This is a genomic window from Bacillus sp. L_1B0_5, assembly GCF_000836715.1.
Classification (GTDB): Bacteria; Bacillota; Bacilli; order Bacillales; family Bacillaceae_G; genus Bacillus_A; species Bacillus_A thuringiensis_S.
On the sequence record NZ_JXIS01000160.1, the window covers coordinates 1 to 10,197 of the forward strand.

The window sequence follows — 10,197 nt, forward strand, 5'->3', positions numbered from 1 at the left end:
TTCTTTGCTTCCGCTGAATTTTGAGGTCGGGGTCTTACTGCCCGTTAATGCGGGATAAATGTTACAAAAACATTTATAATAGCTCTAACTTGCACAATGCTTCCCGTTAATATAATACGCTGATTCTGTGAAAACCGTAAATACGACCTCTACTTCTGGAAGTCCAAAATCCATTACATATGTAGTAATGGCCTTGGCAAATCGATCACGAATTTCCTGTCCACGCTCGAACCATTTCACTTCAATAAGAGGAAACGCTTCTATTTCTTCTCCATTGAATACAAACGTAGAACTTGGTAGTTCCAACGTAAAATTATCCGTACCACACTCACAAATCTCTGCGAGCTCTTCTACTAACGGCTTGCTTATGTGTTTTAATTGTTCAGTAGTAATTCCACGAAACACAATATGCGGCATGTAAATCCCTCCTTTAGATAGTTTTATATTTGCCCACATCATAGCACAATTCTCCCACCTTTTAACAAAAATAGATGCTAAACAAGTTTCAACTCTTATTTTTAGGCCTGTTATACAGGCTGAAGCGATTCTAAGTATCTGCCATATTAAAGTTGATATGCTCCCATTCTAGTGGTGAGATATGTTTTAATCGTTCTTCGTTAACCCCATGCGTACTTCTTAACTATTTCATTTAATTTTTAATAAAGAAAACAGCCTCACTAAGCTTTTAAAACTTAATGAGGCCACTTTATTCACACTATTAATTATGGAACGTCGGTTTATAGAACGAACGATTATCAAGTGCGAAGACACGCTCTGTGTATTCGCCTGGTTTTGTGCGTCCTAATGCGCGGTCCATCATGTTCATTTTTGCATCTAAGTTATCGATGTAGTGCAGAATTTCTGCTTCTTTTACTAATGGTGGTTTTGGGCTACCCCATTCTGCTTTTCCGTGGTGCGAAAGGACGATGTGTTGAAGAATTAATACTTCTTCTGCATCGATTTGCAATTCGTCTGCTGCTTTACCGATTTCGTTCACCATGATAGAAATGTGGCCTAGTAAGTTTCCTTCTAACGTATACGTTGTAGAAATTGGGCCAGATAGTTCAATTACTTTACCAAGGTCATGTAAAATAACGCCTGCATATAGTAAGTCTTTATCTAATGATGGGTATAGATTTGAAATAGCTTTCGCTAAATCTAGCATCGATACGACGTGATAAGCTAGTCCAGATACGAACTCATGATGATTCTTTGTCGCTGCTGGATATTCTAAAAATTCATTTTGATGCTTATTTAATAAATGTCTTGTTAGACGCTGTATGTTCGGGTTTCTCATTTCAAATATGTATTGCGTAATTTTCTCAACCATATCTTCTTTTTTCACTGGTGCTTTTTCAACGAAATCCGAGATGTCTGTTACTTCATTTTCATTCGCAACACGGATTTGTTTCACGCGTAATTGAATACGGCCTTTGTAATTTAAAATATCACCAGCTACTTTAACGATTGTTTCTGCTACATATTGTTTCTCAACTTCTGGTGATACGTCCCATAGCTTCGCTTCAATATCTCCACTTGGATCTTGTAAGATTACTGTTAAAAATGGCTTTCCATTACTTGCTAGACCTTTTGTCGCTGTTTTAATTAACAAGAAAACATCGACTTGTTCACCAACTTCATATTCTGCAATTTTCTTTTTCATTCGAATTCCTCCACCAAATCAGTTACTTTTAGTATAGCACACTACAACTCATTTTCTTTACGCATATGTGTTAATTTTATAATCTGTTTTTCTGTAAAATACGCAAGTAAATGCGCATGACATGTAAAGAATATGACTTGTCTATCCTTTGCAATTTCCTTTATTAGTTCAATCGTTCGATTCGTCCTTACCGCATCAAAGTGCACGAAACTATCATCAATAATAAATGGATAATCGTGTTCAAATGTTTTCGCAAGTGCAAATCTCAACGATAAATATAACTGCTCCGCTGTCGCTTGGCTTAGTTCATGACTGTAAAAACGCATACCGTCGTTACGCTCAACTATGAACGGCTCTGACTCTGACGGTGAAAAGATTTTACTATAGCGTCCGCCCGTTAAATACACAAAGTACTCTTCTGATTTTTGTAAAATACGTGGCAGATGCACTTCATGATAATATTGCTTCGTTTTCGTTAACACCGTTTTTGCGGCCGCATAAGCAGCCCACTTCTTCACTTGTTCACGCACTTGCGCTTTTTTCATTTCCCATTCATGCATTAAATCGCCATACGTACTACCTTCTTCTAAATTCGCAATTTCCATACGATGTTTCGCAATACGCTCTGTCAGTTCTTTCTCTTGCGCCAGGCAGTTTTGCACGACTGTCATTTCTCTCTTTAATTTCTCTTCATAACCGTCAGCTTCATAATGTTCAGCTAGTGACAAGCTCGTTAAACGCTGTTCCAACAGATCAATTTGCGGTAATAAACGCACTACTTGTTTCTCAGCATCTTCACGTTTTTCCGCCAGTTTACCTTCTTCTAAAAACATCTCTTCATCTGTAGCCTCTGCAATATTCCATAATGCATTTCGTTCTACTAGCAGTTGTTTCAATTCCTCTTGCATGAACTCATATTCTTCTTGCCATTCAGCTAGCTTCTCTTTCAGCTGCTTACAAGTTTGTCTCTTCTCTTTCTCATTTTGCATAAGGCTTTGCGCCTCATACAACTTACTATACTCCGCACTACCGATAACAGTTTCTAGTTTCTGTTCAAAATGCGAAATCATTTCATATAATGAAGATTTTCGCGTACCTTGCTTATCTAATTCACGATATAATTGCTGCATTTTTTCAATACGCTCAAACGCTGGCAATATGTGTGTATACGTATAAAATTCAGGAAACATATAGCGCGTTTTATATGCATCTACTTGTTCTCCCGCCTGGAACGTTTCTCTCTCCCATTCCTCATACGATGAAACGACTTTATCATAAGCTCGCTCCATTTGCTGCAATTTATAAGACTCACGCTCAAATAGCTTCCGAATCTCTTCATCTTTTTCTAACTGATAGCGCACAGACAGCGCTTCTTCACTTTGTCTCCCGCCAGCACTTTGCTGAAGAGTAAGAAGCTCTTCTTGTAATCCACTTGACGGATCTTTATATAAAACAAGGGCAAGAACAATCCCTACAAAAACAATAACACTAATAAATAAGAGCGGGCGGTTATCAATAAATAAACTCGTGAATAAAACAAGCGTGTTAATAAGAAGTAACAGAAGACAAACTCTTTGCCACTGCTTTTTCTTTTGCATAGCTGCTCCTGCTTTTTCCTCATACTTGCGCTTCATTCTCTCTGCGCCCATACCGATAAACGCCGCATCTTGGAACGATTTCTCTTTCTCAACTAACGTATTTCGCTCTTCATCCACTAACATTTGTTTCTGAATCTGTCTTATATTTTCTTCTTGTTCTTCTAATTGCTCTTGCGCTACTTTAAAACGATCATCAAGCTGTGCTTTTTTCGTTTCTAATTCACGCGCTTTTTGTACGGTTTGCGTAATTAATTCTTTCGTTGCCAAACTCATATCAAACGAAAGGACTGTTTCTTTTTCAAAAGTAGCACCGATTTGTTGCTCTAGCTCTGCGATTTCTTCTTTTATATTCGCAATACTTCCTGTCATATCACGCATTTCTTGGCGTGCATTTTCATACGACAAATGCTGCATACGAAGTTCTTCTACATAACTTTCTTTTTGTAAAAACTCTTCATCTATTTGAATCGAGTCAATTTCCGATTGCACCGTCTCTATTTTTTTGTGGAGCGAATCAACTTGTAACCTAAGCGGCTCCATCTTCGCCTTAATTGCTTCATAGCGCGCCATTCCGTTTACAGGAAACTGCCCGCTCTCATTTTCTAACACTTTCTCATGCGCACGCTTTTCAATAACGAGGGGCTCAAGCGCTGCTAATATTTCATAATCTTGCTTTCGCTTTTCTGCATTCTCTTTTTCCACGCGAACAGAAGCAAGCTTCTCTTCACTTTCTTTTAACTGCTCCACTTGTTTTTCATACGTGCCAATTTTTCCTTGCCACTCTTTCATCTTCTCTTCAAGCTTCTTCATCTCTTGCAGTGACACGTTAATTTCCGGTTTACGCCCACTCGGTTTAAAACGCTGATCCATTTCTTTTTCTAGCTTTTTATCTAACTGTAATAGCGCATCGCTTCCGACTGCACTTGCTGAAAATAAATAATTGCCAATATCCGCTTCGCCGAGCTGATGAATATTTTGAAGACCATGCATATCAAATGAAAAGACCGATTCAAATAAACTTTCATTCACCCCGCTTAATATATCGTTTAAAATCTCCTCGCCGCCCGTTTTCCCGTCTTCAAAATAAACGGTCACCTCGCCAGCTGCCGTCTTTGGCAATCGTTCAATTTTCAAACGGCCGTACTGCTCTGTTTGCACAGTCAGCGCACCGCCATACTTCCCGCCTTCTTTCGGCTCATAACGGCGCTGTCCTCTCGTCGGAAAACCGAACAGAATGCTTTTCATAAACGAGCGAATTGTCGATTTCCCCGCTTCGTTTTCACCGTATAGTACCGTCAGCAATGAAAGATCCATTTCCACATTTTCTAATTTTCCGTACCCATAAATATGGAGTTTTTCAATTCTCATTTTTTATCCCTCTCTTGCTGGAATAATTGCTCTAAAATAATATTTTCTGCTTCCTTTTGAATCTCTTTCTTCTCGTCTTCTGTAAAAGATTCAATACTATTACGCGCTACAGGAGATGTCCAAATCGTGCGCAACACGCCGTCCATATTTGTGAATGCTTCTAGCTCCTTTAGCACACTACCGACGAAATGATTTTCCGCTTTCAAACGTTCGATTTCCGCAAAAGAAACCGTCTCATTTTTCCACTTCATCGCATATACGAAATCTTTTCGCTCTTCGCCAGATGCTAAAATGTGAAAAATCTCTTCCACACGCTTTTCGTCACGCAAATAAGGAGAAAGTGGGCCCTGCCCTGTGAATACGACAGTTAAAAGCGTCCCTTCCTCTTCTCTTCGGCAATCATTCATCGTAGTTGACATGCTCGTCATAAGTTCATCAACAGTTTCAAGTCCATCAATACAAACTTCGATCTCATCCCATACAACATCTGCCGTATGGAAAAATAAACACTGCGTTCCTTGTTTCGTAAGTTCAATAAGGTACGCACCCTTCTCCCCTGTTTCCTTACGATGACGACCTTGTATGTTCCCTGGATAAATAATGTATGGCTCTTCTGATAAAATTTCATGTTTATGTATATGGCCAAGAGCCCAATAATCAAACTGTTTTTCTTTCAACTCACGAATTTGAAACGGTGCATAGCGATTATGCTCTGCATCTCCTTCCACACTTCCGTGAAGCATGCCAATATGAAAAGGCGCATCACTCATTTTCGTATACTGCGCTGTCATATTATCCGTTACCGCTTGCTGCAAATAACTAAACCCATAAATAGAAGCTAACAACTCACCATTTTTATAAAATGATTTCTCTTCTACATAAGGATCGGTAAACACATGAACATTTTCCGGAAACTCAATTGCTGCCCAGCTTCCCCCTAAATGATCATGGTTACCGTGAATAATAAAAACAGGGATATCGTACTGCGAAAGTCTCTTCATTTGCTCACGCACAAACACTTGCGCCCTCAAACTTCTCGTCTCCGCATCATACAAATCCCCAGCTAGTAATACGAAATCAACGCGCTCTTGAATCGCTTTATCAACAATACGTTCAAATGATTCGAACGTACTTTGCTTCATTCTCTCCCAAACAGACTGCGATACATTCATCTCCATCCCTTTAAACGGACTATCCAAATGCAAATCAGCCGCATGTATAAACTTTACTTGTTTCACAAATAACGATCCTTTCTATCTTTCAAAAGTTTCATTTTATTAAAATTAACATCGCTGAAAACTAATAATCATCGAGAATAAAAATATTCTCAGTGATTAAAGTTTCATTCTATTTTACCACGCAATGTCATATATTTCTTTGCATATTGTAGCGTTTTATGTCAAAATAATTATAAGATTCTGATTTTAATTATTGGAGGGAATTTTCATGGGAGTATACGTTCTAACAGTCTTTGAAAAAGATGGTTCAAAAGCATTAGACGAATCATTCGAGGCGGCAACTGAAAAAGAAGCGAAAGCAAAAGGTGAATCTATTTTACAAGAAAAAGGATTGCACGAAAAAACACATCGCTGTACATCTTCTGCAGGTAAGCTCGTTTTATTCCAGCGCTAAAAAAAAGAAGCGTCATCCGCTTCTTTTTCACTCTACTATATCTTCGTCACACCACGTAAACACCACATCTAGAATGCGATTACCGATACGTACGCGTTTATTCCATTTACCTGTTTGGATCTGATGCTGCAATTCAGCTTTCATCTTTTCCGTCCAGTCGTGAATCGTTTCACTACCGTCGTACGGATATACGCCTGGAAACTCTTCCTGCAGTAGATGCAAGCTCTCTGCATCAAAATGAAAATGGAAGAAGTAGTTTGCTGTAAGCGATGGTTCTTGCAATCGTAAAAAATGATCATCAATTTGCTTTCTATTTCTATAGAAAGTAAAGATATTCACTTTACCACTCGTAATTTGGTCAATTTGAATTTCGTGCTTCTCTATAATCACGTCTTGTCCACCTCGTTGTATACTATCTTTAGTATATATGTCTTTTGCAACAAAGTTAACCATTTTCGCGCGAAATTCATTTCCTTCATTATAATTCCTGTACCTCCAAGTATAATCAGAACAAATAAAAACAAAGTTGAAGGGGAGCGATCACATGTATTTCGGAAGCAAAGGTTGGTATGTAAAAGAACTTAAAAAATTAGGTATCCGTACTTATGAAGGTAAAAAACTAGAATCGTATCGTACGCATGTGTTATCTAGTTTACTTGAGAGAATGAAGAAGGCTTCGGCTTAATAGAAAAACACCTCCCGAATTCGCATACTAAGTATGCAAATTCAATGGAGGTGTTTTTATCAGTTTTCATAAAAGATTTTTTGCTTCCGCTGGAACGGATACGTTTTAATCTCAGCTGTATCTAAATCTTCATTGAATAAATGAATGGCTATAATTTGTCTACAATCGTAAGTATGGTAATAATATGTTCCAGACTCCATACACATTGCACTTGTATAGATCGTATTATCTAATATACCGTCTTCTGTTATTACTGCTCCCTTAGGAACCTCACAATTTGATAAGATATGAAAAATAGCCGATATCCCCTCTTCTTCGTTCTCTATACTTTGAATGTTTTGTTTGCCATATGCTGCCCGTACAAATCTTGATGGCGGGGTGAAATCTCCAGGAAGTCCCATCGTTCCTGAACCTTGGCCAAAAGCACTTAATGGTACATCTCCCCACTCAGTTGGCGCAAATGGCTGCGATTTAAGTCCAATATATTGTCTTAAATTTTGTAAATGCCAATTAAACTCCGGACTATTAGTCATTACTCCTAGTGGATTGTCATACACTTTTATTCCATCAGCTGTCGGCTCAAGTACAATACACGCTCCCGATTTATCTGCTAAAATCCAATGTAGCGGTGGCGTAATTCCTAAAACCGGTAATGGTACATCTATAAAGGCAATGCTATCAATAGATTTTCTTAACTCTTCAACAGAATTGAACTGTGTGAGGCTCCAAGTCACAAAATCAAATGGCGCTACATTCGTTTTATGGTTATCTATACTGTTACTATAAGTAGCGAATCCTGGGAAATAGAGAGTTGCACATGTCATACCAGCTTCATTTACTCCGTCCGCCATCATGACCCTTCCTCCAAAATTAATTCCCATTCCGACAACAGCCTTTTTCGCTCGGATCGTTTCACCAGTTATATTGTTCCACTGATAACGCCGAGGAATGATTATTACTTCTTGATTCATATCTAATGTGAAATCCATTGTTCTCGCAAAAAGGTGCTGAAAATTTTTGGTTTGCAATGTCAAACTAGTACACATGAAGAAATCCCCCCATTCTATAGTTCTATACACATTTTACAAAATTCTGACAAATACGTAAATTAAAAACTCTATTTATCACTAACAAAATAACCCCCAAAACCAAAAATGCTATAATAAACCCAATCAAACTAAGGGGGCAAATTACTTTGCTTGGAACATGCATTCAATTTCATAAGTTTGGCAATCCAAAAGACGTATTACAAGTTGAATATAAAAATATAGAACCACTTAAAGATAATGAAGTTTTCATTCGTATGCTAGTTAGACCGATTAATCCATCTGACTTAATTCCCATCACTGGAGCATACGCACATAGAATCCCTTTGCCTAACATACCTGGTTATGAAGGTGTTGGTATTGTAGAAGATGTAGGCGCTTTTGTTTCTAGAGACCTTATCGGTAAACGTGTGTTACCGTTACGCGGGGAAGGTACTTGGCAAGAATATGTGAAGACATTAGCTGATTTTGTAGTCCCTATTCCTGATTCCATTGATGATTTCACAGCGGCACAAATGTATATTAATCCCCTTACAGCGTGGGTTACATGTACAGAAACGTTAAACTTACAACGTAATTATGTTTTATTAGTGAATGCTTGCGGATCCGCTATTGGCCATCTATTTGCACAGTTATCACAAATTTTAAACTTCCGATTAATTGCGGTGACAAGAAATAATAAACATACAAAGGAATTACTTCAGCTTGGCGCTCATCATGTAATAGATACTTCCACTGCCCCGCTTTATGAAACAGTTATGGAATTAACAAACGGCAGAGGTGCAGACGCTGCGATTGATTCTATCGGGGGACCGGATGGAAATGAATTAGCTTTCTCCTTAAGGCCAAACGGACACTTTTTGACGATTGGTCTTCTATCGGGCGTACAAGTAAACTGGGCAGAGATTGTCACGAAAGCAAAAGTGCACGCGAACATATTTCATTTACGACATTGGAATAAAGAAGTACCGCCATATAAATGGCAGGAGACGTTTCGTCACTTAATTCGTTTAGTAGAAAATAAGCAATTACGTTTTATGACCGTACATTCTACATATGACTTAGCAGATGTGAAAGCGGCGGTTGATGTTGTGCAGTCTGCTGAGAAAACGAAAGGGAAAGTGTTTTTGACGAGTTATTAACTACAATTAAAATGGGCTTTTTGATTGACCTTTTAAATAGATTAGATAATACATTTAGGAACGAAAATTTGTAAGTATCTGGTATAATCCTATTAAAAGGTGAAAGGAGATTTTCACATGTGGTTAATTTCGGCTATTTGGGCTGTTATACTAGTCGGGGGGATTGTAGTATTTGTAATAAAAAGATTGGAACATAAATATAAGCATGGCAAATTGGGTAAGAAAAAATCAAAAGAGGCTCAACTGTTATTAGATAGTTTAATACCTATAGGAATGCTTTTGGGCTGTATAATCGGTTTGATTTTCGGCATGTTTTCCCCAGATTTCTCACTGCTTTCAATTAGTTTAGGATCCGGAACAGGCTATTTATTTGGATTTTTTGCTTATGAAATTTATAGCAAGGTAGGAAACAATTATTCATAATCGAGAAACAGACACGATTGTAGAATAAGCGAGGACATTGCATATGAATCATATAAAATATGTAATGTCCTTTCATCTATTTATTTTTTTATTAACGTTATCACCTTACCTTTCACCATTTCCACATTCTATACACCTTTTTTATTGATTTTTCTCTCCTCTTTCTTTCGCATATCCGCTTTTTTGTTCTTCTCGGCTCTATACCCAAAGTAAAGCAGCGCACATGTAGTAATAGAACCTACAATGTATCCTAAAAAGCCCCCTAACCAAAACATAAATTGCCCCCAATCCATTATAAATTTTATGTAACAGACATCTGTAAAACGTTCTCGGTACCTCCGTTTTTTATTACAGATTGAAAAATTCCCTTAACCATTCCATCCATGAACATTCTGTCTTCTCTATTTTGATTATTATCTATAAAGTTATTTATACCACTAATTCTTCCATTATCTCAAATAACAACTTTATTATTTATCATAAAGTTTGCACTCACATTACATATATGTAGCATCACTGTTTCTTTTTCATTTCGCCCTTGCAACCGGAGTTTACTTCTACAACTTAAAAACAAAAAACCCCCTCAAAGCATAAACTTCAAGGGGTGAGCCTGTTTTTTATTTACTTATATACGTACAGC

At 37.7% G+C, this 10,197-nt stretch carries 11 protein-coding genes; 4 read left to right on the plus strand and 7 right to left on the minus strand.

Annotation, left to right across the window (positions count from 1 at the left end):
* Positions 1 to 84: 84 nt before the first annotated feature.
* From RT27_RS30895 to RT27_RS30910, 4 genes are all read right to left on the minus strand, one after another.
* Positions 85 to 417 carry a DUF1904 family protein gene (locus RT27_RS30895; RefSeq protein WP_029442057.1) on the minus strand — a complete coding sequence of 111 codons (333 nt, stop codon included), beginning with the start codon at positions 415 to 417 and terminating at the stop codon, positions 85 to 87.
* 301 nt (positions 418 to 718) lie between these two features.
* Entirely contained in the window at positions 719 to 1,663 is a 945-nt protein-coding gene (gene yhaM, locus RT27_RS30900; protein ID WP_000726652.1) for a 3'-5' exoribonuclease YhaM, read from the minus strand.
* 41 nt (positions 1,664 to 1,704) lie between these two features.
* Positions 1,705 to 4,629 carry an AAA family ATPase gene (locus RT27_RS30905; protein WP_043938990.1) on the minus strand — a complete coding sequence of 975 codons (2,925 nt, stop codon included), beginning with the start codon at positions 4,627 to 4,629 and terminating at the stop codon, positions 1,705 to 1,707.
* The gene (locus RT27_RS30910) at positions 4,626 to 5,867 is read right to left on the minus strand and encodes a DNA repair exonuclease (protein ID WP_043938992.1); all 1,242 of its coding nucleotides are present in this window, start codon (positions 5,865 to 5,867) and stop codon (positions 4,626 to 4,628) included. The genes RT27_RS30905 and RT27_RS30910 overlap by 4 nt, the downstream gene beginning before the upstream one ends.
* Before the next feature lie 208 nt (positions 5,868 to 6,075).
* On the opposite strand from RT27_RS30910, the gene RT27_RS30915 reads away from it, so the two are divergent.
* Positions 6,076 to 6,261 carry a YhzD family protein gene (locus RT27_RS30915; RefSeq protein ID WP_000539550.1) on the plus strand — a complete coding sequence of 62 codons (186 nt, stop codon included), beginning with the start codon at positions 6,076 to 6,078 and terminating at the stop codon, positions 6,259 to 6,261.
* A 27-nt stretch (positions 6,262 to 6,288) separates the two neighbouring features.
* Here the strand turns inward: RT27_RS30915 and RT27_RS30920 are convergent, their stop codons facing one another.
* A complete protein-coding gene (locus RT27_RS30920) occupies positions 6,289 to 6,651 on the minus strand; it encodes a hypothetical protein (protein ID WP_000582776.1) in 363 nt (120 codons plus the stop codon).
* 154 nt (positions 6,652 to 6,805) lie between these two features.
* On the opposite strand from RT27_RS30920, the gene RT27_RS32565 reads away from it, so the two are divergent.
* Positions 6,806 to 6,946: a YflJ family protein gene (locus RT27_RS32565; protein ID WP_000273536.1), complete on the plus strand. Its 141-nt coding sequence runs from the start codon at positions 6,806 to 6,808 to the stop codon at positions 6,944 to 6,946.
* Positions 6,947 to 7,005: 59 nt separating this feature from the next.
* On the opposite strand, the gene bsh is transcribed toward RT27_RS32565, so the two are convergent.
* Positions 7,006 to 7,992 (minus strand): choloylglycine hydrolase, encoded by a 987-nt coding sequence (bsh, locus tag RT27_RS30925; protein ID WP_043938994.1) that lies wholly within the window; start codon positions 7,990 to 7,992, stop codon positions 7,006 to 7,008.
* 149 nt (positions 7,993 to 8,141) lie between these two features.
* Here bsh and RT27_RS30930 point away from each other — a divergent pair, with 149 nt between their 5' ends.
* Both RT27_RS30930 and RT27_RS30935 read left to right on the plus strand, forming a co-directional pair.
* A complete protein-coding gene (locus tag RT27_RS30930) occupies positions 8,142 to 9,134 on the plus strand; it encodes a zinc-dependent alcohol dehydrogenase family protein (RefSeq protein ID WP_043938996.1) in 993 nt (330 codons plus the stop codon).
* Positions 9,135 to 9,251: 117 nt separating this feature from the next.
* Positions 9,252 to 9,557: a hypothetical protein gene (locus RT27_RS30935; protein WP_043938997.1), complete on the plus strand. Its 306-nt coding sequence runs from the start codon at positions 9,252 to 9,254 to the stop codon at positions 9,555 to 9,557.
* Positions 9,558 to 9,685: 128 nt separating this feature from the next.
* On the opposite strand, the gene RT27_RS35535 is transcribed toward RT27_RS30935, so the two are convergent.
* A complete protein-coding gene (locus RT27_RS35535) occupies positions 9,686 to 9,832 on the minus strand; it encodes a hypothetical protein (protein ID WP_016082623.1) in 147 nt (48 codons plus the stop codon).
* Between the last annotated feature and the right edge of the window lie 365 nt (positions 9,833 to 10,197).

Excerpts from the sequence above, each read along its gene's own strand:
- RT27_RS30895 (WP_029442057.1), bottom strand. The coding sequence starts at position 417 with ATGCCGCATATTGTGTTTCGTGGAATTACTACTGAACAATTAAAACAC.
- yhaM (WP_000726652.1), bottom strand. The coding sequence starts at position 1,663 with ATGAAAAAGAAAATTGCAGAATATGAAGTTGGTGAACAAGTCGATGTT.
- RT27_RS30905 (WP_043938990.1), bottom strand. The coding sequence starts at position 4,629 with ATGAGAATTGAAAAACTCCATATTTATGGGTACGGAAAATTAGAAAAT.
- RT27_RS30915 (WP_000539550.1), top strand. The coding sequence starts at position 6,076 with ATGGGAGTATACGTTCTAACAGTCTTTGAAAAAGATGGTTCAAAAGCA.
- RT27_RS32565 (WP_000273536.1), top strand. The coding sequence starts at position 6,806 with ATGTATTTCGGAAGCAAAGGTTGGTATGTAAAAGAACTTAAAAAATTA.
- bsh (WP_043938994.1), bottom strand. The coding sequence starts at position 7,992 with ATGTGTACTAGTTTGACATTGCAAACCAAAAATTTTCAGCACCTTTTT.
- RT27_RS30935 (WP_043938997.1), top strand. The coding sequence starts at position 9,252 with ATGTGGTTAATTTCGGCTATTTGGGCTGTTATACTAGTCGGGGGGATT.
- RT27_RS35535 (WP_016082623.1), bottom strand. The coding sequence starts at position 9,832 with ATGTTTTGGTTAGGGGGCTTTTTAGGATACATTGTAGGTTCTATTACT.